This is a genomic window from Ferrimonas balearica, from assembly GCF_019802085.1.
Classification (GTDB): domain Bacteria; phylum Pseudomonadota; class Gammaproteobacteria; order Enterobacterales; family Shewanellaceae; genus Ferrimonas; species Ferrimonas balearica_B.
Genome location: NZ_JAHVHV010000001.1, coordinates 183,419 through 209,763, shown reverse-complemented (window position 1 = coordinate 209,763; position 26,345 = coordinate 183,419). Strand labels below are relative to the sequence as shown.

Genomic DNA, 26,345 nt, shown 5'->3' with positions numbered 1-26,345 from the left:
GAATAAGGATGTCTGGATTCGACAAAGTGGTCGGCAGCTACGAGGAGGCCCTGGCGGGCCTGACCGACGGCATGACCATCATCGCCGGCGGCTTCGGCCTGTGCGGCATTCCCGAGGGGCTGATCGCCCGCATCAAGGCGATGGGCACCCGGGAGCTGACCGTGGTCTCCAACAACGCCGGGGTCGACGGCTTCGGCCTGGGCCTGCTGCTGGAGGACCGCCAGATCAAGAAGATGATCGCCTCCTACGTGGGGGAGAACGCCCTGTTCGAGCAGCAGCTGCTCTCCGGGGAACTGGAGGTGGAGCTGACGCCCCAGGGCACCCTGGCGGAGAAGATGCGGGCCGGCGGCGCCGGGATCCCCGCCTTCTTTACCGCCACCGGTTACGGTACCCCGGTGGGGGAGGGCAAGGAGGTGCGGGAGTTCAGCGGCCGCCCCTACATCCTGGAGGAGTCCATCACCGGCGATTTCGCCATCGTCAAAGGCTGGAAGGCGGACCGCTTCGGCAACGTCATCTATCGCCACACCGCCCAGAACTTCAATCCCATGGCGGCCACCGCGGGCAAGATCACCGTGGTGGAGGTGGAGGAGATCGTCGAGCCCGGCGAGCTGGATCCCAGTCAGATCCACACCCCCGGGATCTACGTCAACCGGGTGATCCAGGGGCGCTTCGAGAAGCGCATCGAGCAACGCACCGTGCGTCAGGGATAAGGAGAGACCAACATGGCACTGAGTCGTGAACAACTGGCCATGCGGGTGGCCCAGGAACTGAAGGACGGCTACTACGTCAACCTGGGGATCGGGATCCCCACCCTGGTGGCCAACTACGTGCCCGAGGGGATGCAGGTGATGCTGCAGTCGGAGAACGGCCTGCTGGGCATGGGCCCCTTCCCCACCGAGGAGGAGGTGGACGCCGACATGATCAACGCCGGTAAGCAGACGGTCACCGCCATCACCGGCGCCTCCATCTTCCACTCGGCGGAGTCCTTCGCCATGATCCGCGGCGGCCACGTGGACCTGACGGTGCTGGGCGCCTTCGAGGTGGACGTGCAGGGCAACATCGCCTCCTGGATGATCCCGGGCAAGCTGGTCAAGGGGATGGGCGGCGCCATGGATCTGGTGGCCGGGGCGGACAACATCATCGTCACCATGACCCACGCCGACAAGCGGGGCAACTCCAAGCTGCTGACCCAGTGCACCCTGCCCCTGACCGGCGCCGGCTGCATCAACAAGGTGGTGACGGACTTGGCCTACATCGAGATCCGCGACGGCCAGTTCCACCTGGTGGAGCGGGCCCCCGGGGTCAGCGTCGAGGAGATCATCAGCAAGACCGCCGGTGAGCTGGTGGTGCCGGACGAGGTGCCGGAGATGCGCTTCGACAACGCCTAAGCTTGGGCACACCCCCTACAAAAGCCGCCCCAAAGGCGGCTTTTTTCTTGCCTTGCCGTAAACGTCCTCCCATCCTGCCGCCCCGGCCGCCGCTGCACTGAGGCGTTCAACTCGCGTACAGCGCCCCCGCCCTACCCTGCTGCCGTTATCACCAAGGGGAACCCCCATGCACAGCAGTCAATCCGCCCCCATGGGGCCCATCGACACCACCTGGCCACAGGACAGCGTCCCGCCCAGCGCGGCGCGGGCGGTCGCGCCCTCCCTGTGGCAGCAGATGCGACCGGCGGTCTACCGATTCCTGGGCCTGTCGCTCTTTCTCGCCCTGGCCGCCGGTGTCATCCACTTCGAGGTGGTGGCCCTGGGCAGCCATGTGCCCGAGTCCTCCCTGATCGAGTACATGCAGGAATCCCTGCTGGCGCTTATCGTCGGACTGTTTGGCGCCCTGGCCTATCGGCGCCCCGATCTGCGCGGCTTCGCGGTCCTGGTGGGGGGGTTCTTTCTCTGCCTGCTGATCCGCGAGCTGGATCAGCTGTTTGATGCGATCTACCACGGCGCCTGGAAAGTCCCCGCCTACACCGTCGCCTTTGCCGCCATCTACTATGCGGTGAAACATCGCGACAGCAGTGCCCAGCCCCTGGTGCGCTACACCCAGCACCAGAGTTTTGGCCTGATGCTGGCGGGCATGGCGCTGCTGATGGTGTTCTCCCGCCTGTTTGGCATGGGGGTGCTGTGGGACACCCTGATGGGGGAGCAGTACGTTCGTGGGGTGAAAAGCCTGGCCGAGGAGGGCACCGAGCTGGCCGCCTACTCACTCATCTTCTGCGCGGCGCTGTGGTACGTACTGGAACAGCTTAAATCCGGCCCGCGCCGGCGATGACCGCGACGCCATAAAAAACGCCAGCATTGTGCTGGCGTTTTTTCGTTGTGTTGGGGTCAGTCCCACACCAACTGGCGGAAGTGGGTGCGGCACATGGAGACGTAGCTGTCGTTGCCGCCGATCTGCACCTGGTCGCCGTCGCGCACCGGGTTGCCCTGCTCATCCATGCGCACCACCATGTTGGCCTTGCGGCCGCAGTGACAGATGGTCTTCAGCTCCACCAGCTTGTCCGCCCAGGCCAACAGGTACTGGGCCCCTTCGAACAGCTCCCCCTGGAAGTCGGTGCGCAGGCCGTAGCAGAGCACCGGGATGTCCAGGGTGTCGACGATGTGGGTCAGCTGCTGCACCTGGGCCTTGGTCAGGAACTGGCTCTCGTCCACCAGGATGCAGTGCACCGCGCCCCGGGCCAGCTCCCCCTTGATCAGCGCCACCAGGTTGTCCTCGCGGCGGTAGATCAGGGCGTCCGACTCCAGGCCGATGCGGGAGGTGATCTTGCCCACGCCGTATCGGTCGTCCAGGCCGGCGGTCAGCACCAAGGGCACCATGCCACGCTCACGGTAGTTGTAGGCGGATTGCAGCAGGGAGGTGGATTTGCCGGCGTTCATGGCCGAGTAGTAGAAGTAGAGCTGTGCCAAGGCGGGGTCCCCAAAATGTCGTTCGCGCCAGTTTATAGAAAACCGGCGGTGGGAACCACCGCCGGTCGGGACCAATCCTCAGGCCTGTGAAGCCGCCGGCAGCGGGGCCTGGCGGGCGCAGTAGCCACGCACCACAACCACCCAGGCCACCAGGGCCACCAGGCTGACCAGGAAGCCGGCCAGGGCGGAGTGGGTGATGCCGATGGCCAGGTAACCCAGGCCGGCGATGGCCGCCACGGACAGCGCGTAGGGCAGCTGAGTGGTGACGTGGTCGATGTGGTGACAGCCGGCACCGGTGCCGGAGAGCACCGTGGTGTCGGAGATGGGGGAGCAGTGATCACCGAACACCGCACCGGCCAGCACCGCGGCCATCAGCGGCAGCAGCATGGCCACGTCCGCCGCCAGGGCGATGTCCGCGGCGATGGGCAGCATGATGGCGAAGGTGCCCCAGCTGGTGCCGGTGGCGAAGGCGGTCACGCCGGCCAGCAGGAAGATCAGCAGCGGCAGCACCCACATCGGCATGGAGCTCTCCACCAGGGAGGCCAGGTAGGTGCCGGTCTCCAGGTCGCCGATCACTCCGGCGATGGTCCAGGCGAACAGCAGGATGTACACCGCCGGCAGCATGGACTTGGCGCCGCTGATCAGGGCCCGGCCGATCACCGCACCGGAGAGCTTCTGGCGCAGGGCCATCCCCAGGGCGATGGTCAGGCTCACCAGGGCAGCGTAGAACAGGGCGATGGTGGTGTCGGTGTTCTCCAGGGCCCCCATCAGGGTAAAGGGCGCGTCGCCGAGGTTGGCAGCGCCGGTGGCCAGCATGAAGTAGACGGACGCCACCACCAGACCCAGGATCGGCAGCAGCAGACCCCAGACGGAGCCGTTGTCCGCCTCCGGCAGGTCCAGATCCGCGCCCGGCGGCAGGCCCTTGCTGCCATCCCACAGTTCACCGGTTTCGGTGGCACGGCGGGCGGCCTTGGCCATGGGACCGATCTGCAGGTTGAAGACGATGACGCAGCCCAGCAGGCCCAGGGCGAACAGGGCATAGAGGTTCATCGGGATCATCTGGATAAAGGCGTTCAGGGCGCCGATGTCGCTGATCTCACGGGCCGCGAAGATGGTGCCAATCAGGCCAACAATGTAGGCGCCCCAGGAGGAGATGGGGGCCATAACGCACACCGGAGCCGCGGTGGAGTCCACGCCGTAGGCCAGCTCCTCGCGGGAGATCTTGTGGTCGTCCGCCACCGGCTTGGCTACGGAGCCCACCGCCAGGGTGTTGAAGTAGTCGTCGATGAACACCACAAAGCCCAGTGCCATGGTCATCAGGCGGGCGTCACGGCGGGTTTTCACCCGGCGGCGGGCCCAGCGGGCAAAAGCCTTGGCGGCACCGGAGGCGTTGATCATCGCGATGGTCATGCCCAGCACGACCAGGAAGCCCAGCAGGGGCACGTTCCAGGTGTCGATGGCGCCGTCATCGATAAACAGGCCAATGGCCCGGCTGCCGATGTCGGTCAGGGTGGCCACGGGGCCGAAACCGTTGTGCATCAGGGCACCGATCAGCACCCCCACACCCAAAGAGAGCAGGACACGGCGGGTGAAGACCGCCATCAGGATCGCCACCAGAGGCGGCAACAGAGCGAACGCCGAGTTGGCGAAGTCAAAGGAAACCATCTTTTGTTGTCGTCGTTATTGAGATGGAGAGCAACTGACACGGCGCGGGGCCGAGGGGGGATATGATGAAGTGATCCACCGTCCTTTCAGTAGCGCTCCATAGTAAACCCACTGCTGTCGTCCTGACAGAGATTACTATGGCAGTGCCGCACCTGTTCGATACGACCCCAGCGAAACGGGATGACGCCCGGTTCACTTCGGCACTGACTCCTTTCCTTCGGGATGCTCGGGGATCACCCTACTCCGAAGTACTGATAGGCAGTGCGCCTCTACCTTGCTTAGGCAGTTGAATTGTCTGGCTGACAAAACAACGGCGGCATTCTAATCACACCTTTGGGGGGTGAAACCAGAACAGGCCGCCGTTTTGTGACGCAGATCTCGGTTTTAGCCGAGCTGCTCCGTCAGGTGGGGCAGGATCTCGAACAGATCCCCCTCCAGGCCGTAGTCCGCCACCTGGAAGATGGGGGCGTCCGGGTCCTTGTTGATCGCCACAATCACCTTGGAGTCCTTCATCCCCGCCAGGTGCTGGATCGCTCCGGAGATCCCCACTGCGATGTAGAGCTCCGGCGCCACGATCTTACCGGTCTGGCCCACCTGGTAGTCGTTGGGCACAAAGCCGGCGTCCACCGCCGCCCGGGAGGCGCCCACGGCCGCGCCCAGCTTATCGGCCAGGGCTTCAATCAGGGCGAAGTTTTCGCCGCTGCCGACACCGCGACCCCCGGACACCACCACTCGGGCGGCCCCCAGCTCCGGACGCTCGGACTCGATGCGCTCCAGGGCCACAAACTCGGACAGAACCTGGCCGGTCTCGGCGCTCACTTGGGCCACCTCGGCGGCCGCCTGGCTGCCCACGGCATCAAAGGCGGCGGTGCGCACCGTCATCAGCTTGATGGGGTCCAGGGACTGCACCGTGGCCATGGCGTTCCCGGCGTAGATGGGGCGCACAAAGGTGTCGTCACTGACCACCTGCACCACATCGGACAACATGGAGACGTCCAGCAGTGCCGCGGCGCGGGGCAACAGATCCTTGCCCTGGGCCGAGGCCGCCGCCAGGATGTGGCTGTACTCACCCCCCAGGCTCACCACCAGATTGGCCAGGCCCTCGGCCAGGCCATGTTCGAAACCGGCGTCTTCCGCCACCAGCACCTTGCTCACGCCTTCCAGGGTCGCCGCCGCTTGGGCCGCCTCGCTCACCTGATGACCGGCCACCAGCAGGTGGATCTCACCGGACAGGGCCCGGGCCGCGTTCACCACCTTGGCGGTGTCCGCCTTGAGCTGGCCATCCAGCTCTGCAATTACCAGGATCGCCATTAGACCACCTTCGCTTCGTTTTTCAGCTTGTCCACCAGCTCCTCGACGGAAGCCACCATCACCCCGGCTTGACGCTCGCTGGGTGCGGCCACCTTGAGCACCTTCTGGTGCTGACCCAGGCTCACCCCGAGCGCCTCCACGGACTGAGTGTCCAGGGGCTTGCGCTTGGCCTTCATGATGTTGGGCAGGGAGGCGTAGCGCGGCTCATTGAGACGCAGATCCGTGGTGATCACCGCCGGCAGGGCCAGCTTCAGGGTCTGCAGGCCGCCGTCCACTTCCCGAACCACTTCAACGGATTCGCCCTCGACGCTCACCTTGGAGGCGAAGGTGGCCTGGCCGGCGCCCATCAGGGCCGCCAGCATCTGGCCGGTCTGGTTGTTGTCGCCGTCGATGGACTGCTTGCCCAGCAGCACCAGCTGGGGCTGCTCGTTGTTCACCACGGCGTTGAGCAGCTTGGCCACGGACAGGGGCACCAGCTCCTCGTCGGTCTCGATGTGGATGGCCCGGTCGGCCCCCAGCGCCATGGCGGTACGCAGTTGCTCCTGGGCCGCTTTGGGGCCGATGGACACCACCACCACCTCGGTGGCCTTGCCTTGTTCTTTCAATCGCACCGCCTCTTCGACGGCGATCTCACAGAAGGGGTTGAGGGCCATCTTGAGATTGGCCAGCTCCACCGCGGATTCATCCGCTTTGACGCGCACTTTAACATTGGCGTCCACTACCCGTTTGACGGGAACCAGAATCTTCATTTTTTGTCCTTTATTGCGTACCGGCACAGTGCCGCAATCCTCGGCCCACTCTACTTACTGTTAACGTAAACGTCAACATGACATGGGGAGGGCGAAAACACCCGGTCTTCCGGCGGTTTCTCGCGGTTCGACAACGCCAGGGCGGTGCCGATATTGAGCTCGGAATTGATTAGATGTTCGCCACTTTTGCCCTTTATTTAACTCAACCTGAATCAAAATGAGTGGAAAACATTGTCGGCAATCTGGATATATTTATTAGCAGGGATAAGTTATTTAATTTTACAGGGGACAGGTCTATAATCTGGTGCTAGTCTAATAAGCAATCCCTCCCCATTTAGTTCATCAAAGGTTGAAAAAGCATGGCAGAGTTTCTTGAGATCCTGACCCACGGACGTCGCCTAAAGGCTCAATTAAAAGGTCTGACCCTGGACGAACTGCAAGAAGTAATCGAGAAGATGCAGAAGATCGCTGAAGAGCGTGAAGAAGAACTGGCTGAAGAAAAAGCCGCTAACGCCGAGCGCATTGCCAAAATCGAAGCGATCCGCAAGCAATTGGCTGAAGACGGCATCAGCCTCGATGAATTGAATGTGGCCACCGAAGCCGCCCCCCGTAAAAAGCGGGCACCGCGTCCGCCGAAATACGAAATCATGGTGGATGGCGAGCGCATCACCTGGACCGGCCAGGGCCGCACCCCCAAGGCCATCAAGGAGCAGCTGGACGCCGGCCGCACCCTGGAAGATTTCCTGATTAAGTGATCCTTCCCCATTAAAGAAAGCGGCTGCCTCCGGGCAGCCGTTTTTGTTTCATCAATAGTTACACTTTGTGTTGCCGCCGGGTGATCTCGACGTTGCCACCCTCACGCAAGAAACTGGATAATGTGCCTCCCGACGAAGCAATAATTACAACAGGGAGCACCACATGGTTGTGGAACGTCGTTGGCTACTGGGAGCGGCCGCCGCTTTGGGATTGACCCAGCCCGCCCTGGCCATCAATCAAACCGAGCCGGAATTAGGGATCCGAGATAAGACCCCCAATATCACCGCGCTGACTCACGCCCGCATCGTTACCGAACCCGGTACCGTAATGGAAAACGCCACTTTGGTGTTGGAAGACGGCATTATTCGCACCGTTTCCAACAATAACCGGGTGCCGGATGGGGCGTTCGAAATCAATATGACCGGCTACACCCTCTACCCGGGTTTTATTGATCCCTACACCCAGTACGGCCTGGACTGGCAATATCCCAGCCACGCCGATGGCGGCCCGCTCTACAGCATCAGCCCCAAGGGTGCGCGCCATTACAACGGCGCGGTGCACAGTGAGATGCGCTGGTCCGAACACTTCCACCCCGACGACAGCGCCGAGACCTGGCGAGCCAACGGGTTCACCACGGTGCACACCGCCTTCCAGGATGGGATCTTCCAGGGCCGCGGCACCACGGTGTCCCTGGCCGAGGGCCCCAGCCACACCCTGATCTACCAGGCCCAGGGCGCCCACCAGCTCTCCTTTGATCGTGGCAGCGCCCACCAGGAGTACCCCGCCTCCATCATGGGGGCCATGGCGCTGATCCGCCAGACCCTGTCGGACGCGCGCTGGTACCGAGCCCAACAGGACAAGGCCCTGAGCGTGGCCCTGCAGCCTCAGCTGAGCCTGGCGGCCCTTGCCAACATCGACGCGGAGCCGGTGATCTTTGCCGGCCGCCATCCCGACGATGCCCTAAGGGCCCAGGGCCTGTTGTCGCCATTCAATGTGCGCCCCGTAGTGGTGGGCACCGGACTGGAGTTCGAACGCCTGCCCCAGCTGCGCGCGCAGAAAACCCAGCTTATCCTGCCCCTGAAACAGGCCGCCAAACCCAGCCTGTCGGACACCGGTGACGCCCTGGACATCAGCCTTCAGCAACTGCGTCATTGGGAGCGCACCCCCGGCAACCCCGCCGCGGTGGCCGAGGCCGGGCTCAGCTTCGCCCTGACCCAGCACGGCATCGACTCAGACCAGTTCTGGCCCCGCCTGGAGCGGGCCCTGGCCCACGGTTTAAGCCCCCAGCAGGCCCTGGCGGCCCTGACTACGGTGCCGGCCAAGATCGCCGGCGTAGCCGATCAGTCCGGTCGGATCGCCCCTGGATACCGGGCGGATCTGGTGGTGGCCAAGGGGGATCTCTTCGCCGGCGGCCACATCGAGGCGCTCTATCTGCAGGGTCAGTATCACCCCATCGCACCGGACCACCTGCGCCCCTATCTGGGGGAGTGGGACCTGCCCCTGGAGGAGCTCCAGTGGTTGCTGACCCTGGATAACATCGAGGGCAGTCTCAGCGGCCACCTGGCCCTGGGTGAAGCCGCCCTGGAGCTGTTTGACCTTAACCCCAGCGCCCATCAGCTGAGCTTCAAGGTGCGCCTGGAGGGCCATGAGGGGATCAGCCTGTTTACCCTGGCCCCCACCCCCGAGGGGCTGCGCGGTGAACTGATGCTGCCCGGCGGCGAGCTGCGCCCCCTGGTGCTCACCGCCGTGGGAGGCAAGACGGCCGAAACGCCCCGGGACACCGAGGCCCCGGCGCCCTATCTGAGCCGCCTGACCTTCCCCAACCGGGCCTACGGCCTCACCGAGCCCCCCCGCGCCGAGTCGCTGCACATCCAGAACGCCACCGTCTGGACCTCCGCCGAGGCGGGGATCCTGACCAACACCGACGTGCTGGTGGAGGATGGCCAGATCAAAGCCATCGGAACGGCGCTCAAGACCCCCCGGGGTTACCGGGTGATCGACGCCACCGGTCTGCACCTGACCGCCGGCATCGTCGATGAGCACTCCCACATCGCCCTCTACGGCGGCACCAACGAGGGGTCCGACAACATCACCTCCGAGGTGCGCATCGGCGACGTGCTCGACCCCAACGACATCCACATCTACCGGGCGCTGGCCGGTGGGGTGACCACGGCGCAGATCCTCCACGGCAGCGCCAACCCCATCGGGGGCCAGTCCCAGACCATCCAGCTGCGCTGGGGAGAGGACGCCGAGGGGCTCAAGTTCCACGCCGCCCCGCCCAGCATCAAGTTCGCCCTGGGGGAGAACGTCAAGCAGTCCAACTGGGGGGATGAGTTCATCACCCGCTACCCGCAGACCCGCATGGGGGTGCCGGCCCTGATCCAGGACGCCTTCCAGGCCGCCCGGGAGTACCGCCAGGCGCAAGAGGATTACGACCGCCTGCGCCGCGGCGACAAGCGCCAGACCCTGGCCCCCCGCCCGGACTACCGTATGGAGGCCCTGGCGGAGATCCTGGAGTCGGAGCGTCACATCCACGTACACTCCTACGTGCAGTCGGAGATCCTCGCCCTGCTGGAGCTGGCCGAGGAGATGGACTTCAAGGTGCAGACCTTCACCCACATCCTCGAGGGCTACAAGGTGGCCAAGGAGATGGCCGCCGCCGGCACCACCGCCTCCACCTTCTCCGATTGGTGGGCCTACAAGTTCGAGGTGTACGACGCCATCCCCCACAACGCCTGCCTGATGACCGAGCAGGGGGTGAACACCAGCATCAACTCCGACAGCCGCGACCTTATCCGCAAGCTGAACCAGGAGGCGGCCAAGTCGGTGATGTACTGCGGCATGAGTCCGGAGGAGGCCTGGAAGATGGTGACCCTCAACCCGGCTCAACAGCTTAAGGTGGACCACCTGGTGGGCTCCATCGAGAAGGGCAAACAGGCGGATCTAGTGCTCTGGGACGCCTCCCCCCTGTCGGTGTACGCCCGGGCCAAGACCACCTGGATCGCCGGTAAGCCCTACTTTGACCGCCAGCGTGACCAGGCCGAGCGCCGGGCCGTGGCTCAGGAGCGTCAGGCCCTGCTGCAAAAGGCACTGGAAGATGACGCCCCGGCATCACTGGGGGATCACGACATCACCCCGGATGAGACCCCGGAGTGGCACTGCGACTCCCTGAGTCACTTCGTCAATGGCCGCCTGGTCCTGCATCATCACCATCACTGAGGAGCCCCATCGATGCGAGTTTTGACCTTGATGCTGGCCCTGCTGGTCAGCCCCATCACCGCCCAGGCCCACGACATCCTGCCCGGGCCGGCCCAGAGTCAGCCGGTGCTGCTCAAAGGCGCCACCATCCACACCGCCGAGCAGGGGGTGCTGCCCCAAGCGGATCTGCTGTTCGTTGACGGGGTGATCCAGGCCATCGGCGTGGATCTGCCGGCACCGGAGGGCGCCCGGGTGGCGGATCTCAGCGGCCACCACCTCTACCCCGCCCTGATTGCCCTGGACAGCCAACTGGGGCTTCGGGAGATCGGCATGGTGCGCAGCACCGTGGACTCCTACGAGGTGGGGGATCACAACCCCCAGTTGCGGGCCACCGTGGCCTTCAACGCGGATTCCGAGGTGATCCCCACGGTACGGCGCAACGGCATCGGCTACGCCCAGCTGGTGCCCCAGGGCAACCGGCTGGCGGGCCGCTCCGCCCTGGTGGGCCTGGACGGCTGGAACCTGGGGGACGCCCTGGTCCGCCAGGACACCGGGTTGCACCTTTACTGGCCCGAGGCGGGACTGCCCCAGCGGGATCCGGACGACCGCGATGAGGCGATACAGGCCCGTACCGAGCAGTTGGACGCCCTCTGGCAGAGTTTCGAATCCGCCTACCGCTACCACCTGGCCCAGGACGGCAGCCGCCCGGTGGACACCCGCTGGCACGCCATGGGCCCGCTGTTCGAGGGGGATTTGACCCTGTTCATCCACGCCGATGACCAGCGTCAGATCGAACAGGCTCTGGATCTGGTAGAGCGTTACCGATTCAAAGCGGTGCTGGTGGGAGGCTATGACGCCCTGCGGGTGGCCCCGCGCCTGACCCAGCTGGCGGTGCCCGTGGTCTACACCCACGCCAACGGCCTGCCCCGGCGCGCCGATGAAGCCTACGACCACGCCTTTGCCCAGCCGGCACTGCTGCACCAGGCGGGGGTGACCCTGGCTCTGGCCTGGACCGGCAGCTGGGACAGCCGCAACCTGGCGTTCGCCGCCGGTCAGGCGGTGGCCTACGGCCTGCCCAGGGAGGCAGCCCTGGCCGCCATCAGCCGGGTGCCGGCCCAGTTGATGGGGGCTGAGGATCTGGGGGATCTGGCGGTGGGCCAGCGCGCCAGCCTGGTGATCAGCAAAGGGGATCTGCTGGACATGGCCGAGGCGGACGTTATCGCCCTCTACCTCGACGGCCGCCCGGTGGACCTGGACAACCGCCACGAGCGGCTCTACCAAAAGTACCGTCAGCGCCAATAAAAGCTTGATACAATCAGGGGCATATTCGACAACTTCGGTGTGGTTATGCCCCTGCTCCGCTCCCTTCTCCCCATTCTGCTGCTGGCCGGCTGTGCCGGCGACTACCACTTCTCCAGCAACCTGGATCCGGCCAATTTCGATGACTATTTCCAGCCTGGGCAGGTCAAGCTGCTGGGCCCGGAGACCGCCATCGGCAACGCCGAGGTGCTAGGGGTGGTGGAGGGGATCAGCTGCCAGGAGAGCGCCCGCTCCGTGCCCGCCAGCGACGCCGATGCCCGGACCCAGATGCGCCTGGAAGCGGGCAAACTGGGGGCCAACGCCGTCCGCCTGCATCAGTGCATGGTGCTGGAGGAACACCCGGGCTGCGTGGTCGCCCGGGCCTGCTATGGCCAGGCGCTGAAGATGGTCTCCCAAGATGAGCGCTGAGCACCGCCTGAGCCCGGTGGCCCTGTGCCGCTCCCCCTACCGCCAGAAGTTTGCCATCCCCCGCCAACCCAACCTGGTGCCCGCGGCCATCGGTCGACTGGATCTCCAGGGGGAGTGCAACCGGGGGGAGATCCTGCGGGGGCTGGAGCAGTTCTCCCACCTGTGGCTCATCTTCAGCTTCCACCAGAACCTGGAGCAGGGCTGGAAACCCACGGTGCGCCCGCCCCGGCTGGGGGGCAACGCCCGACTGGGAGTGTTCGCCAGTCGCGCCACCTTTCGCCCCAATGGCCTGGGTCTGTCGGTGGTGCGTTTGCACCGCATCGGCCAGCAGGGCAAGCAACACTTTGTCGAGGTCAGCGGCATCGACTTGCTGGACGGCACCCCCATCTACGACATCAAGCCCTACATCCCCTACTCCGACGCCCACCCTGATGCCGAGGGCGGCTACGCCCAGGCAGCACCGACGGCCATGGCCCTGGTGATCGCGCCCGAGGCCGAAGCTCAGCTGGCCGAGGCGGAGCGCCACCAGCCGGGGTTCACCGAGCTGGCCCGCCAGGTGCTGGCCCAGGACCCGCGCCCGGCCTACCAGGACGCGGAGCCGGGCCGGGTTTACGGGGTGCAGCTGTACGACTGGGATCTGCGCTGGCAAGTGCGCGACGGCGTGAACCACCTCTGCGCTGTGGTGCCGGTGTGAGCGATCGCTACCGCGCGCAGCACCAGCGCCGCCTGGCCTGGATGCCCTGGCTCTACTACCGCCTCAAACCCAAGCATCGGGCCTGGGCCGAGCCCTGGCAGGCGCAGCTCCAGGCCCAGCTGATGGCCCTGGAAACGGTCACCATCGCCGAGGGGTGCTTTATCGCCCCGGACCTGGCGCTCTTTGCCGAGCCGGGCCGGCCGGTCACCCTCGGCCCCCGCACCATGATCGCCGCCGGATGCTTCCTCCACGGCCCCATCGACATCGAAGGGGAGGTCAGCATCAACCACGGCTGCAGCCTGGACGGCGGCCGGGCGGGGATCCGCATCGGTGCCCAGACCCGCATCGCCCACGGAGTCACCATCTACGCCTTCAACCACGGCATGGCTCTGGATCAGCCGCTGTATCAGCAGCCGGTGAGCTCCAAGGGGGTCACCATAGGGCGGGACGTGTGGATTGGGGCCCGGGCGGGCATCGTCGATGGCGTGACCATTGGCGATCACGCCATCATCGGCATGGGGGCGGTGGTGACAAAGGATGTGCCGGCCTACGCCAAGGTGGCCGGCAGCCCGGCCCGGGTGATTGGCGACCGACGGGATTCGGCCTAGGGCGCCAGCTTGAGGTGCACCTGGCCGCCGTAGCTGACCACCCGGTGGCGCCCCTCCGCCTTGGCCCGGTAGAGGGCCTGATCCGCCAGCTCCACCAGGGTGTCCGGTCGCTGCTCGCTGCCGGGCACCAACGTGGCCACGCCGATGCTGACGGTCACCACCCCCACCTCGGCACCGTACTCGTGGCGGATCCCAAGCTCAGTGATGCCATCGCACAGGGCCTGGGCCAGCACCACCACGTTGTCGGAGGATTCCGGCAGCAGGATGGCAAACTCCTCCCCACCGTACCGAGCCACCAGATCCCGGGGACGATTGAGTCGCCCCTTGAGTGAGGCGGCAATTTTGCGCAGCGCCTTGTCCCCGGCCCTGTGGCCGTAGTTGTCGTTGAACGCCTTGAAGTGGTCGACATCCACCAGCATCAAGGTCAGGGGCCGACTGGTGCGCCGACCGGCGTCCCATTCGGCGTTCAGCCAGTGATCGAACTGGCGCCGGTTGCCCACCTCAGTCAGGCTGTCGGTCAACGACAGCTGCATCAGCTTGCGGTTGACCTCATCGAGCTCTTGGGTGCGCTCCTCCACCAGGGCGGCGATGGCCCGGTTGCGCTGACTGAGCTGATGCACCATGCCCACCAGCAACAGCATCATCAAGGGGCCGCCCAGGGCGATGGCCCAGGGCAACAAGCTGCGCTGTTGCTCGAAAAATGCCTCCTGGGGGCGGGCCTGGAAGCGCCACTGGCGGCCCCCGCTGTGGGACAGGGGCAAATCGTAGTCCCAGGCCGCCATGGACGGGTCAAACTGGCCGACGGTCAGCAGCACCTCGCCGTCGGCGCTGTCGTCGTAGAGGCGAAAATCGATGCGGCTCTGCTCCCGGTCAAAGAGCACCGTCTGCACCATGGTCTCCACCTCAAACACCCCCAGCACAAACCCCATAAGGTTGGCCCGTCGGTTGCTCAAGGTGGCGGGCAATCCCCGGTAGACCGGCAGGAACACCAGCACCGCCTTGACCGCAGAGGGGCCCTGCACCAGCTGCACCGAGGCGGAGGAAAGTAGCCGCCCCTCGTCCCGGGCCTGCATCAGGGTGTTCAGGCGCACTGGCTCCGAGCCCAGGTCAAAGCCGAAGGCCCGCTCGTTGCCCGCCAGGGGGGCCAGGTAGTAGACCGGGTAGTAGAAGTTGCGGGGCCGGGCGGTGACCATGACGCCGTCGTGCAGCTCGGTGAAGGTGAAGCCGGGGAAGCGCTGGCGCCACACCGCCTCCATCTCGGTCCGCTGGGCCTGGGGCACCACGGGGATCCACTCCAGGGCCCGGATCTCCCGGTGTCGGCCCAGCATCCCCTCGGCGACCCGGCCAAACTCTTCGGCGCTGACCGACTCGGAGCCCTGGAACAGGACTCCCAGTTGGTTCAAGGTGTCGAACGCGCTGTTCATGTGCCAGCTCACCGTCTGGGCCTGGTTGCTGGCCAGGTGGCGATACTCCTCCTCCAGCAGCGCCTGCTCGCCCAGGGCGATGCGGTACGCCACGAACAGAAACAGGCTGGAGCCGGCCATCAGGATGGCGACAAGGGAAAGGTAACGGTGCACGCGCGTCCTTACGCAATTGGGGGCTGGGCTGAAAACTAGATAGTAGGTGATTGTCGATTTTGTCGCCATCCCCGATGAGTGGAATGCGAGGCTGCTAAAACAGACGCTTGGCACCGATAGACTTGTACCCCTGAATTGCTAAAATACTCGGCTACTTTTCTGCAGTTGGATCCCACGACCATGCGTACCAGCCAAACCCTGATCTCCACCATGAAGGAGACTCCCTCCGATGCGGAAATCGTCAGCCATCAGCTGATGATGCGCGCCGGCATGATCCGAAAGCTTGCCGCCGGTCTCTACACCTGGCTGCCCAGCGGTCTGCGCGTGATGCGCAAGGTGGAGAACATCGTGCGCGAGGAGATGAACCGAGCCGGCGCCGTGGAAACCCTGATGCCGGTGGTTCAGCCGGCGGACCTGTGGCAGGAGACCGGTCGCTGGGACGACATGGGGGCCGAGATGGCGCGCCTGAAGGATCGCCATGAGCGGGACTTCGTCCTGGGTCCGACCCACGAAGAGGTGATCACCGACATCGTCCGGGACGAGATCAAGTCCTACAAGCAGCTGCCGATCAACCTCTACCAGATCCAGACCAAGTTCCGCGATGAGCGCCGCCCCCGCTTCGGCGTGATGCGCGCCCGCGAGTTTTTGATGAAGGACGCCTACTCCTTCCACCTGGATCAGGCCTCCATGGATGAAACCTATCAGGGGATGTACGACGCCTACTGCCGCATCCTGGAGCGCATCGGCCTGGCCTACCGCCCGGTACTGGCGGACACTGGCGCCATCGGCGGCAGCCACAGCCACGAGTTCCAGGTACTGGCCCAAAGCGGTGAGGACGCCATCGCCTACAGCACCGACAGCGACTACGCCGCCAACATCGAGAAAGCGGAAGCACTGGCCCTGGGCGAGCGCGGTGAGCCCACCCAGGCGATGACCCTGGTGGACACCCCCAACGCCAAAACCATCGCCGAGCTGGTGGAGCAGTTTGACCTGGCCATTGAGAAAACGGTCAAGACCCTGATCGTCAAGGCCGCCGAAGAGAGCGAGCACAGCCTGGTGGCCCTGATGGTGCGCGGTGACCACGAGCTGAACGAAGTGAAGGCGGAAAAACTGCCCCAGGTGGCGGCCCCGCTGACCTTCGCCACCGAGGAGGAGATCCGCGCGGCCATCGGCGCCGGCCCGGGTTCCCTGGGGCCGGTCAACCTGCCCATCCCGCTGGTGATCGACCGCTCCGTCGCCACCCTGAACGATTTCGGCGCCGGCGCCAATGTGGACGACAAGCACCACTTCGGCATCAACTGGGAGCGCGACGTGGCGCTGCCGGAAGTGGCGGACCTGCGCAACGTGGTGGAGGGCGACGCCAGCCCCTGTGGCCAAGGCACGCTGAAGATCGCCCGGGGCATCGAGGTGGGGCACATCTTCCAGCTGGGCACCAAGTACTCCGAGTCCATGAACGCTCAGGTGCTGGACCCCAACGGCAAGGCCACCCCGCTCATCATGGGCTGTTACGGCGTGGGCGTCTCCCGCATCGTGGCGGCGGCCATTGAGCAGAACCACGACGACCGCGGCATCATCTGGCCCGACGCCATCGCCCCCTACCAGGTGGCGATCCTGCCGATGAACATGCACAAGTCCCACCGGGTGGCGGAGCTGGCGGAGAAGCTCTACGCCGAGCTGACTGCGGCCGGAGTGGAAGTGCTGTTTGACGACCGCAAAGAGCGTCCGGGGGTGATGTTTGCCGACCACGAGCTGATCGGGATCCCCCACACCATCGTCATCGGCGAACGCGGCATCGACGCCGGCAACGTCGAGTACAAGGTGCGCCAAAGCGGTGAAAAATCCGATCTGGCCATCGACGAGGTGGTGCCCTTCTTCGCCGCGAAGTTTGGCTAAACTCTCGTGATACAAGGAAAAGCCAGGGCCCAGGCCCTGGCTTTTTTGTGCCTTAATCCACAATTAAGGGGCCAATGCGTCGGCCCAAAGTTATGATGCCCGCCAGGTGGTGCGCTGGCTCAGAGCGCGCTGCCGTCGGCACCCAAGGCCCCGCCCATAGGCCACATCGGTGCCCATCGTCTTGTGTTCGATGCGTCAGTTGGAGGACCCTTGCCGGCAGGAAGCCGGATCCTTTTTTTCCCCTTGCCCCTGGCTCTCCCCTCCCGCTAAGCTGACTAAAATTAGCTCTAACGATCGGATTTTCAGGGAAAAACGGGACGTGACTGATTCCCCCAAACCCCAGTACGGACTGCAACTGAGCGGCGGCGGCGGACGGGCCGCCTACCAGGTGGGCGTGCTCAAGGCGATCGCCAGCTTCTACCCCCGTAACCACGGTCTGCCCTTCCCCATCCTCTGCGGCACCTCCGCCGGCGCCATCAACGCCACCACCCTGGCCTGCTTTGCCAGCTGTTTCCATTTGGGGGTGCGCAAGCTCGAATGGGTGTGGCAGCACTTCAGCACCCACCAGGTCTACCGGGCCGACGCCCTGGGGATCGCCCGCCACTTCGGCTCCCTGGCCTTCAAGCCCGGCAGCAAGCGGCCCCCCTGCCTGTTCGACAACCGGCCCCTGCGGGCGCTGATGGAACAGGTGCTGCCCCTGGACCGCCTGGACCGGCACATCGAGCGAGGTTATCTGCGGGCCATCACCCTGTCCGCCACCCGCTACTACCACCCCTGCTCGGTCAACTTCTTCCAGGGCCACCCTGAGATCCACACCTGGCAGCGGTTTCGCCGCCATGGCGAGCGGGCCCGCCTCACCATCGACCACCTGATGGCCTCCAGCGCCATCCCGCTGATCTTCCCCTCGGTGCGGTTGGGGGACGATCACTACGGCGACGGCTCGGTGCTGCAGCTCTCGCCCTTGAGCCCCCCCATCCACCTGGGGGCCTCGCGCTTGCTGGTGGTGAACCTGGACAGCCCCCACGGGGATCAACCCATGACCCGGCGTCACCGGGCGCCCGCCACCAGTGACATCGCCGGCCACCTGCTGGACACCATCTTCTCCGACACCCTGAATTCGGATCTGGAACGGCTGGAGCGGATCAACCGATCCTTGGCACTGATGCCGGAGCCGGAGCGGCTCAATCAGCCCCTCAAGCCCATCGAGACGCTGGTGATCAAGCCCTCGGAGGATCTGGATCTCATCGCCCGGCGCCATTACCGGCGCCTGCCCAGGGCGGTGCGTTTGCTGTTGCGAGGGATCGGGGTGAAACGGGACAGCGACTCCAGCCTGCTCAGTTACCTGATGTTCGAAGCCCCCTATTGCCTGGAGCTTATCGAACTGGGCTACCAGGATGCCCTGGCCCGCAAGGGTGAGCTCAAGCACTTCTTCCGCTTGTAAGCCCGGGCGTGGGACGCCCAGGCGAAATCGTCGCTCAGTAGCCGTCCAGCAGGCGCCGCTCGGCCCGCTCCAGCTTGCTGGAGGCCCCCATCAGCAGCAGGGTGTCTCCCGGCGCCAGGGTGAGGTCGTCGTGGGCCTCGAGACGCTCCCGCTCCCGCTGGACCCCCTCGATGCTCACCTGCCAGTGGCTCAAGGAGACCTTGGAGAGGGAGCGGCCCACCGCCCAGGCCCCCTCCGGCAGGGTCACTCCGTGCAGCTGCTCACTGCCGCCGGCTTCGCCGGAGAAGAATCCGTGCAGGGTGCGGTAGTGGCGTCGACGCTCCCGCTCCAGGCGCTTGAGGATCACCGGCAGGGGAACACCGGACTGGTACAGCACCTGGGAAACCAGCATCAGGCTGCCCTCCAGGCTCTCCGGGATCACCTGGTCCGCGCCGGCCTGCTCCAGGGCCATCAGGGTGTCGTCGTCCCGGGTGCGCACCAGGATCCGGCACTGGGGGGCCAGCTCCTTGATGCAGTCCAGCAGGTTGAAGATCCCCCGGCGGTTGTCGAAGGTGATCACCGCCAGCTTGGCGTTGCCGATGCCGGTCTCCTTGAGGATCTCCGCCCGGCGGCCGTCGCCGAACAGGATGGGCTCGCCACCGCGGCGGGCCTCGCTCACCCGGATGGGATCCAAGTCCAGCGCGGTGTAGGGGATCCCCTCCCGGCGCAGGAAGCGGGCGATGGTCTGCCCCACCCGGCCGTAGCCCAGCAGCACCACGTGATCCTGGCTCGGCACCGGCTCCGCCTCATCCGCCTCCGTGGTCCACTGGTGGCCCTGTCCAATAAGCCCCTTGGCCAGATCCAGGCAGCGGGCGATAAGGCTGGGGGCCAGGGCCATGGAGATCACCCCGGTCACCACCAGCAGGTTGGCCAGGGTGGGATCGATCACCTGCCAGGTCAGTGCCAGGCCAATCAGCACAAAGCTGAATTCGCCGATCTGTGCCAGGCACAAGCCGGTGGCCAGGGCGTCCTTGAACTTCTCGCCGCTGCTCACCCCCAGGGCCATGATCACCGCGCTCTTGCCCACCATCACCGCCACCAGCAGTCCCAGCAGGGTGAGCCAGTGCTCCCCCACCAAGGAGAGATCCAGCAGCATGCCGACGGAGACGAAGAACAGCCCCATCAGCAGATCGCGAAAGGGGCGAATGTCCGCTTCCAGCTGCTGGCGGTACTGGCTCTCCCCCAGCAGCATCCCGGCCAGGAAGGCCCCCAGGGCCATGGAGAGGCCCAGCCAGAGGGTGATGAACCCGGTGGCCAGGGCCACCACCAGGGTGGTGAGCACGAACAGCTCGTCGGAGCGGGAGCGGGCCACCTGGTCGAACAGCCTCGGCAGCAGATAACCCCCGGCCCACAGCAGGATGGCGAAGGCCGCCAGCCCCTTGAGCAGGGCGGTGCCCAATTCAATCAGCAGCACGGTACCGGCGCTCTCTGAGCCCAGCATGGGGATGACGATCAGCAGGGGGATCACCGCCAGGTCCTGGAACAGCAGGATGCTTACCGACAGCTCGCCGTGACGGCGGTTGAGCCAGCCCAGCTCATCCAGCTGCTTGAGCACGATGGCGGTGGAGGAGAGGGCGATGGCGGCCCCCACCACGATGGCGGAGCGCAGATCGATGCCGAAGGCCAGGGCAATCAGCCAGCCTATCCCGCCGGTGATCAGCACCTGGGCCGAGCCCAGGCCGAATACCCGGCTGCGCATCGCCCAGAGCCTGGGCAGGGAGAACTCCAGGCCCAGGGAGAACATCAAAAAGACGATGCCCAGCTCCGCCACCAAATGGATCTGGTCCGGACCCAGCCAGTTCAGCCCCTGGGGGCCGGCCAGCAGGCCCAGCCCCAGCCAAGCCAGGATCACCGGCAGACCCAGGCGACGGCACATCCAGATCGCCACCACCGCCATGGCGGCCATCGCCAACCCCAATTCCAACCAACCGTGATCCATGGTTACTGCGTCCTCTCCCTCAGTCGTTTTCCTTGATGGGCACCCATCCGGGCCCGGTGTCACACAGGGCACTGCGCTCCAGCCAGAGCCCCAGGGCCGACACCACCTTGTCATCGTAACAGAGCAGGGCCACCTGGCCACGCCGCCAGGGCGGTATCCCCCACTCCTGCCACAGCTTCTTCAGGCTGCGGGCGCGGTCTCGCCCCGCCGGATGCAGGCGAAGACTGCCTGGCAGATCGTAGCGCACCTGGACGGATTGGCCCGGCGCCGGGGCCATAATTCGGGGCCCGCTGCTCTGCTCGACCAGCCGCCAGCACTCGCCATTGGCCAGGGTGGTCGCCTGGCCCAGGACCAGAGTCTCACAGCGCTCACCCAGGCCTGGCAGCGGCGCCACCAGGTAGAGCCCATCGCGGAAGCGGCGCAGGCTGTGCTCACCCCAGTCCAGTTGCGGCTGGGCATCCTCCCGGGCCTGCCAGAGCATCGCCATCGCCCCCATCTGGGCTTGGCTGGGCAGTTGCGCCCCCTGCTGACGCAGCCAGAAGCGCACCAGGTTGTTGCGCCGCGGCGCGCTCATCTGTGCCAGGGCTCGCACCGACAGGGCACCGTCCTCCTGGCGGTGGTGGGCCAGATCCTCGCCAGCCAGCTCATCCACCAGTTGCTGCTGCTCGGCGCAAAGGGCGGCGCTGCGGGCCACGCTCTGACTGAAGCCGGGCCAGCGGGTGTTCAGCAGGGGCAAGGCGCTGCGACGCAGGAAGTTGCGGTCGAAACGCTCATCGGCGTTGCTGTCGTCTTCGATGTGGGCCAGCCCCAGGCTGGCCGCGGCAGCCTCGATCTGGGCCCGGCTCTGGCGCAACCAGGGCCGCACCAGAGAACCCGAGGCGAAGGGCTGACGCTCCGCCATGCCGGAGAGCCCCAAAGGCCCTGAGCCACGTTTAAGGGCCAGCAGCAGGGTTTCCACCTGGTCATCCCGATGGTGGGCGGTCAGCAGCCAATCCCCGGTTTGGCAGCGCGCCGCCAGGGCCTGGTAACGGGCTTCTCGGGCGCTGGCTTCCAGGCTGATGCGAGGGCCCTGTTTGGGCTGCACCCGGACCACCTCCAGCGGCAGGCCCAGCGCCTCGGCCTGGGTCTGGCAGTGCTCGGCCCAGCGGTCGGCCTGGGCCGACAGGCCGTGGTGCACGTGGATAAGCTGGATGGGGGCAGATACGGCACTGCCTGACCCAGAGGCCAGGCAGTGCACCAGAAGCTGGGAGTCGACGCCCCCGCTGTAGGCCACCAGCAGGCGACGCGGCGGCGTCGCCCCTTCGAGGGCCTGGGCAAGCGCGGCCTGCAGCCGCGCCAGGGCATCACTCAGCGGCAATAACCGTACCCCATCAGGCGCTCGTAGCGCTGGGACAGCAGGGTGTCGGTGTCCATCCCCTGCAGGATCGCCAGGTCCTCCTCGAGGCGTGCCTTGAGGTTACCGGCCATGGTGGGCACGTCCCGGTGGGCGCCTCCCATGGGCTCGCGGATGACGTTGTCCACCAGCCCCAGCTCATGCAGGCGCTCGGCTGTGATCCCCATCGCCTCGGCGGCCAGGGAGGCTTTGCCCGCGTCCTTCCACAGGATGGAGGCGCACCCTTCCGGCGAGATCACCGAGTAGGTGGAGTATTGCAGCATGTTGACCCGGTCCCCCACGCCGATGGCCAGGGCGCCGCCGGAGCCCCCTTCGCCGATCACGGTGCAGATGGTGGGCACCTTAAGGCCGGCCATCACCTTGAGGTTGCGGGCGATCGCCTCGGACTGACCGCGCTCCTCGGCACCAACACCGGGGTAGGCACCGGGGGTGTCGATAAAGGTCAGGATCGGCAGCTTGAAGCGCTCCGCCATCTCCATCAGGCGCAGGGCCTTGCGGTAGCCTTCCGGGCGGGGCATGCCGAAGTTGCGGCGGATCTTCTCCTTGGTGTCCCGGCCCTTCTGATGACCAATCACCATCACCGGCTGGCCATTGAAGCGGGCGGTGCCGCCGACGATCGCCTCGTCGTTGGCGTAGGCGCGGTCGCCGCACAGTTCATCAAACTCGGTAAACAGCGCCGCGACGTAGTCTTCGGTGTAGGGACGCAGCGGGTGACGGGCCATCTGGGCCACTTGCCAGGGCTCCAGGGAGGCGAAGATCTTCTTCGTCAGCCCTTCACGCTTCTCCTCCAGCTGGCTGATCTCCTTTTGCAGGTCGAGATCCAGGTCGCCGTTCTCGGTGACGTTCTTCAGCTCGTCGATCTTGGCTTGCAGTTCGGCGATCGGTTGTTCAAATTCCAGAAATTCCAGGCTCATACCATTACTCTATTCGGTGGGCCATCCAGCCCCGACCGTTAAAATGCCACAGTTACCTTGTCAGACCCAAGCAGCTTACCCAACGCTCCGAGCAGATCGTCGGAGGGCAGCACCCGGTAGGGATCCCCGAGCTCCAGCACCCCATGGGCGTCCGGCCGCTGGTAATGGATCTGCACCGGGCAACCGCCGGCACCGTGCTCGGTCACCAGGGTTTTCAGTTGCTCCAGCAGCGGCGGGGCCAGCCCGGGCTGCTCCAGTGTCAGTATCAGAGCACGGGCATACCGCTCTCGCGCCTGACCAATGTCCAAGACTTCTTTGGCGGACATTTTATTGCCGCCGCTGAACTGATCAAAGCTGACCTCTCCCTCAACCACCAAAACGTTGTCGGTGCCGATGAGGTCCTGGTACTTCTCCACCCCCTCGGCAAAGAGCATCACTTCGAGGCGGCCGGACTTGTCGTCCAGGGTGAAGATCCCCATTTTGCTGCCCCGCTTGGTGATCATGATGCGCGAGGCGATCACCAGCCCGGAGGCCCGCACCGTCTTACCCCGACCGGTGGGGGACATATCCTTAAGGCGCCCGCTGGTGAACTTTTTTAACTCTTTGAGATATTGATTGATCGGGTGACCGGTGAGGTAGAGCCCCAGGGTCTCCCGCTCGCCATCCAGCCACTCCTTGTCCGCCCAGGGAGCGACTTTGACGAAGGCGTGGTGGGCCTGCTCCGGCTCCGGGGTCAGGGTGCCGAACAGATCGTCCATCCCCTGGGCCACATTGCGGGCGTTCTGGGCGGCGGATTTCATCGCCTCTTCCAGGGTGGCCATCAGGCTGGCCCGGTGGGGGGCGCCGTCGGGCAACCGGGGGCCCAGGTTGTCCATCGCCCCGGCCAGGATCAGCTTCTCGATGGTGCGTCGGTTGACCTTCTTGAGATCGATGCGGTTGCAGAAATCGAACAGGTCGAGGAAGGCCCCCCCGCTCTCCCGGGCCGCCAGAATCTCCTCCACCGGGCCTTCACCCACGCCCTTGATGGCGCCGATGCCGTAAACGATCTCCTCTTTCTCGTTCACGTTGAACTTGTACAGGCCCTGGTTCACGTCCGGCGGCAGCACCGGCAGCCCCATGCGGTTGCACTCGTCCACCAGGGTCACCACCTTGTCGGTGTTGTCCATGTCCGCGGACATCACCGCCGCCATAAAGTAGGACGGGTAGTGGGTCTTCATCCAGAGGGTCTGGTAGGAGACCAGGGCGTAGGCGGCGGAGTGGGATTTGTTGAACCCGTACCCGGCGAACTTCTCCACCAGGTCGAAGATCTTCATCGCCAGCTCGCCGTCGACGCCGTTGTTGATCGCCCCCTCCTCGAAGGTGGCCCGCTGCTTGGCCATCTCCTCGGGTTTCTTCTTCCCCATCGCCCGGCGCAACATGTCGGCGCCCCCCAGGGTGTACCCCGAAAGGGTCTGGGCGATCTGCATCACCTGCTCCTGGTAGAGGATGATGCCGTAGGTGGGCTCGAGGATGGGTTGAAGGCTCTCGTGCTGCCAGGTTTCATCCGGGTAGGAGATCGCCTCGCGACCGTGCTTACGGTCGATGAAGTTGTCCACCATGCCCGACTGCAGCGGCCCCGGACGGAACAGGGCCACCAGGGCGATCATGTCTTCGAAACAGTCCGGCTTGAGTCGGCTGATGAGCTCCTTCATGCCGCGGGATTCGAGCTGGAACACCGCGGTGGTTTCCGAGCGCTGCAGCAGATCGAAGCAGCGCTTGTCGGTCAAGTCGATGCTTTCGATGCGCACCGGGGCTTTGCCATGCTTCTCCAGGGCCGGATTGAGCATGTCCAGGGCCCACTGGATGATGGTCAGGGTGCGCAGGCCCAGGAAGTCGAACTTCACCAGGCCGGCGGTTTCCACGTCGTTCTTGTCGAACTGGGTGACCGGGTTCTTGCCCTCGTCGTCGCAGTACAGCGGCGCAAAGTCGGTGATCTTGGTGGGGGCAATCACCACCCCACCGGCGTGCTTGCCGGCGTTACGGGTGGTGCCTTCGAGCTTGCGGGCGATGTCGATGAGGGTGCGCACCTCCTCATCGCCGTCGTAGACCTCCTGCAGTTGGGGCTCCACCTCAAACGCCTTGGCCAGGGTCATCCCGGGATCGCCCGGGATCAGTTTGGAGATGCGGTCGACAAAACCGAAGGGGTGGCCCAGTACCCGGCCCACGTCCCGCACCACCGCCTTGGCGGCCATGGTGCCGAAGGTGATGATCTGGGAGACCGCGTCGCGACCGTAGAGCTCGGCGGTGTGCTCGATCACCTCGTCCCGTCGGTCCATGCAGAAGTCGACATCGAAATCGGGCATGGAGACTCGCTCCGGGTTCAAGAAGCGCTCGAACAGCAGGTCAAACTCCAGTGGGTCCAGATCGGTGATCTTCAGCGCGTAGGCCACCAAAGAGCCGGCGCCGGAGCCCCGCCCTGGGCCCACCGGGATGTCGTTGTCCTTAGACCACTGGATAAACTCCATCACGATGAGGAAGTACCCGGGGAAGCCCATGTTGTTGATCACCTCAAGCTCAATCTTAAGGCGCTCATCGTACTCCGGCCGTTTGGCGGCCCGCTCCTCCGGGTCGGGGAAGAGGAACTCGAGCCGCTCCTGGAGCCCCTCCTCGGAGACTTTGACCAGGAAGTCCTCGATCTTCAGATCCCCGGTGGGGAAATCCGGCAGGAAGTACTCGCCCAGGCGCACGGTGACGTTACAGCGCTTGGCGATCTCAACGGTGTTCTCCAGCGCCTCGGGGATGTCTTCGAAGAGCGCAGCCATCTCCTCGGCGCTGCGCAGGTACTGCTGATCCGAATAGAGGCGGGGACGGCGGGCGTTGTCCAGGGGGTAGCCGTCGTGGATGCAGACCCGAATCTCGTGGTTGTCGAAATCCCCCTGCTCCAGGAACACCACCTCGTTGGTGGCCACCAGGGGCAGCCCCTGGGCGTCGGCAAAGGCCACCGCCGCGTGCAGGTAGCTTTCGTCCTCGGCTCGGCCGGTGCGGTGCAGCTCCAGGTAGTAGCGGTCCGGAAAATGCGTCTGATAAAAGGCGGCGATCTGTTCCGCCAGGGGCTGGTTGCCCTTGAGCAGGGCCTTGCCCAGCTCCCCGTCCTTAGCGCCGGAGAGCAGGATCAGCCCTTCGTTGAGCTCCGCCAGCCACTCTCTGTCCAGCACGGGCCGGCCGTCCACGTGGCCCCGCAGGTAGGCCCGGGAGATGAGCTCGGTGAGGTTGGCGTAGCCGGTGTTGTTCATCGCCAGGGCCACCAGGCGCACCGGCTCCAGCTCCAGCGCCGGGCTCAGCATCCAGAAATCGCTGCCGATGATCGGCTTGATCCCCTTGCCGTGGGCCCCGCCGTAGAACTTCACCAATCCGCAGAGGTTGGTCTGATCGGTCAAGGCCACCGCCGGCATGCCCAGCTCGGCCACCCGGGACAGCAGGGGGCCCACCTTGGCCAGGCCATCGACCATGGAGAAATCGGAGTGCACCCGAAGGTGGATAAATGTCGGTTCGCTCATGGCG

At 65.3% G+C, this 26,345-nt stretch carries 20 protein-coding genes and 1 riboswitch; of the genes, 11 read left to right on the top strand and 9 right to left on the bottom strand.

Features of this window, described 5'->3' with window-relative positions; genetic code table 11:
• Positions 1-8: 8 nt before the first annotated feature.
• The 3 genes from KUV81_RS01015 (at position 9) to KUV81_RS01005 (ending at position 2,265) form a co-directional block, all read left to right on the top strand.
• On the top strand, positions 9-710 hold the full coding sequence (locus tag KUV81_RS01015; RefSeq protein ID WP_222541981.1) for a CoA transferase subunit A: 702 nt from the start codon (positions 9-11) through the stop codon (positions 708-710).
• 12 nt (positions 711-722) lie between these two features.
• Positions 723-1,388: a CoA transferase subunit B gene (locus tag KUV81_RS01010; RefSeq protein ID WP_222541980.1), complete on the top strand. Its 666-nt coding sequence runs from the start codon at positions 723-725 to the stop codon at positions 1,386-1,388.
• A 166-nt stretch (positions 1,389-1,554) separates the two neighbouring features.
• On the top strand, positions 1,555-2,265 hold the full coding sequence (locus KUV81_RS01005; RefSeq protein ID WP_222541979.1) for a transporter: 711 nt from the start codon (positions 1,555-1,557) through the stop codon (positions 2,263-2,265).
• 56 nt (positions 2,266-2,321) lie between these two features.
• Here KUV81_RS01005 and KUV81_RS01000 read toward each other — a convergent pair whose 3' ends face one another.
• The 4 genes from KUV81_RS01000 to KUV81_RS00985 form a co-directional block, all read right to left on the bottom strand.
• Positions 2,322-2,900, bottom strand: a complete 579-nt coding sequence (locus KUV81_RS01000; protein ID WP_222541978.1) for a thymidine kinase — start codon at positions 2,898-2,900, stop codon at positions 2,322-2,324.
• A gap of 78 nt (positions 2,901-2,978) precedes the next feature.
• The gene (locus tag KUV81_RS00995; protein ID WP_222541977.1) at positions 2,979-4,565 is read right to left on the bottom strand and encodes a Na+/H+ antiporter NhaC family protein; all 1,587 of its coding nucleotides are present in this window, start codon (positions 4,563-4,565) and stop codon (positions 2,979-2,981) included.
• Positions 4,566-4,647: 82 nt separating this feature from the next.
• A riboswitch (Lysine riboswitch) is annotated at positions 4,648-4,845 on the bottom strand.
• Between the two features lie 104 nt (positions 4,846-4,949).
• A complete protein-coding gene (locus KUV81_RS00990; protein WP_222541976.1) occupies positions 4,950-5,876 on the bottom strand; it encodes an FAD-binding protein in 927 nt (308 codons plus the stop codon).
• Positions 5,876-6,625, bottom strand: coding sequence for an electron transfer flavoprotein subunit beta/FixA family protein (locus KUV81_RS00985; RefSeq protein WP_222541975.1), 750 nt, complete (start codon positions 6,623-6,625; stop codon positions 5,876-5,878). Before KUV81_RS00985 ends, KUV81_RS00990 begins: the two co-directional genes overlap by 1 nt.
• A gap of 359 nt (positions 6,626-6,984) precedes the next feature.
• Here KUV81_RS00985 and KUV81_RS00980 point away from each other — a divergent pair, with 359 nt between their 5' ends.
• The 6 genes from KUV81_RS00980 (at position 6,985) to KUV81_RS00955 (ending at position 13,609) form a co-directional block, all read left to right on the top strand.
• Positions 6,985-7,380: an H-NS family nucleoid-associated regulatory protein gene (locus KUV81_RS00980; RefSeq protein WP_222541974.1), complete on the top strand. Its 396-nt coding sequence runs from the start codon at positions 6,985-6,987 to the stop codon at positions 7,378-7,380.
• A 163-nt stretch (positions 7,381-7,543) separates the two neighbouring features.
• Positions 7,544-10,600: an amidohydrolase family protein gene (locus KUV81_RS00975; protein WP_222541973.1), complete on the top strand. Its 3,057-nt coding sequence runs from the start codon at positions 7,544-7,546 to the stop codon at positions 10,598-10,600.
• Positions 10,601-10,612: 12 nt separating this feature from the next.
• Complete coding sequence (locus tag KUV81_RS00970) at positions 10,613-11,881, top strand: amidohydrolase family protein (RefSeq protein WP_222541972.1); 1,269 nt, start codon at positions 10,613-10,615, stop codon at positions 11,879-11,881.
• A gap of 45 nt (positions 11,882-11,926) precedes the next feature.
• Positions 11,927-12,307, top strand: coding sequence for an Rcs stress response system protein RcsF (rcsF, locus tag KUV81_RS00965; RefSeq protein ID WP_222541971.1), 381 nt, complete (start codon positions 11,927-11,929; stop codon positions 12,305-12,307).
• A complete protein-coding gene (gene tsaA, locus KUV81_RS00960) occupies positions 12,297-13,001 on the top strand; it encodes a tRNA (N6-threonylcarbamoyladenosine(37)-N6)-methyltransferase TrmO (protein ID WP_222541970.1) in 705 nt (234 codons plus the stop codon). Before rcsF ends, tsaA begins: the two co-directional genes overlap by 11 nt.
• A gap of 41 nt (positions 13,002-13,042) precedes the next feature.
• Positions 13,043-13,609, top strand: coding sequence for an acyltransferase (locus KUV81_RS00955; protein WP_261389239.1), 567 nt, complete (start codon positions 13,043-13,045; stop codon positions 13,607-13,609).
• Here KUV81_RS00955 and KUV81_RS00950 read toward each other — a convergent pair.
• Positions 13,606-15,186, bottom strand: a complete 1,581-nt coding sequence (locus KUV81_RS00950) for a CHASE domain-containing protein (RefSeq protein WP_222541969.1) — start codon at positions 15,184-15,186, stop codon at positions 13,606-13,608. The two genes, KUV81_RS00955 and KUV81_RS00950, sit on opposite strands and share 4 nt — an antisense overlap.
• 180 nt (positions 15,187-15,366) lie before the next feature.
• Here KUV81_RS00950 and KUV81_RS00945 point away from each other — a divergent pair, with 180 nt between their 5' ends.
• Both KUV81_RS00945 and KUV81_RS00940 read left to right on the top strand, forming a co-directional pair.
• Positions 15,367-17,079, top strand: coding sequence for a proline--tRNA ligase (locus tag KUV81_RS00945; RefSeq protein ID WP_222541968.1), 1,713 nt, complete (start codon positions 15,367-15,369; stop codon positions 17,077-17,079).
• 319 nt (positions 17,080-17,398) lie between these two features.
• Positions 17,399-18,520 (top strand): patatin-like phospholipase family protein, encoded by a 1,122-nt coding sequence (locus KUV81_RS00940; RefSeq protein WP_315900022.1) that lies wholly within the window; start codon positions 17,399-17,401, stop codon positions 18,518-18,520.
• A gap of 34 nt (positions 18,521-18,554) precedes the next feature.
• Here KUV81_RS00940 and KUV81_RS00935 read toward each other — a convergent pair whose 3' ends face one another.
• The 4 genes from KUV81_RS00935 to dnaE are packed head-to-tail and all read right to left on the bottom strand — an operon-like array spanning position 18,555 to position 26,341.
• A complete protein-coding gene (locus KUV81_RS00935) occupies positions 18,555-20,498 on the bottom strand; it encodes a cation:proton antiporter (protein ID WP_222541966.1) in 1,944 nt (647 codons plus the stop codon).
• A gap of 19 nt (positions 20,499-20,517) precedes the next feature.
• Entirely contained in the window at positions 20,518-21,855 is a 1,338-nt protein-coding gene (gene tilS / locus KUV81_RS00930; protein ID WP_222541965.1) for a tRNA lysidine(34) synthetase TilS, read from the bottom strand.
• Positions 21,846-22,805, bottom strand: coding sequence for an acetyl-CoA carboxylase carboxyl transferase subunit alpha (accA, locus tag KUV81_RS00925; RefSeq protein WP_222541964.1), 960 nt, complete (start codon positions 22,803-22,805; stop codon positions 21,846-21,848). Before accA ends, tilS begins: the two co-directional genes overlap by 10 nt.
• A 38-nt stretch (positions 22,806-22,843) precedes the next feature.
• Positions 22,844-26,341 (bottom strand): DNA polymerase III subunit alpha, encoded by a 3,498-nt coding sequence (gene dnaE, locus KUV81_RS00920; RefSeq protein ID WP_222541963.1) that lies wholly within the window; start codon positions 26,339-26,341, stop codon positions 22,844-22,846.
• Positions 26,342-26,345: the final 4 nt, after the last annotated feature.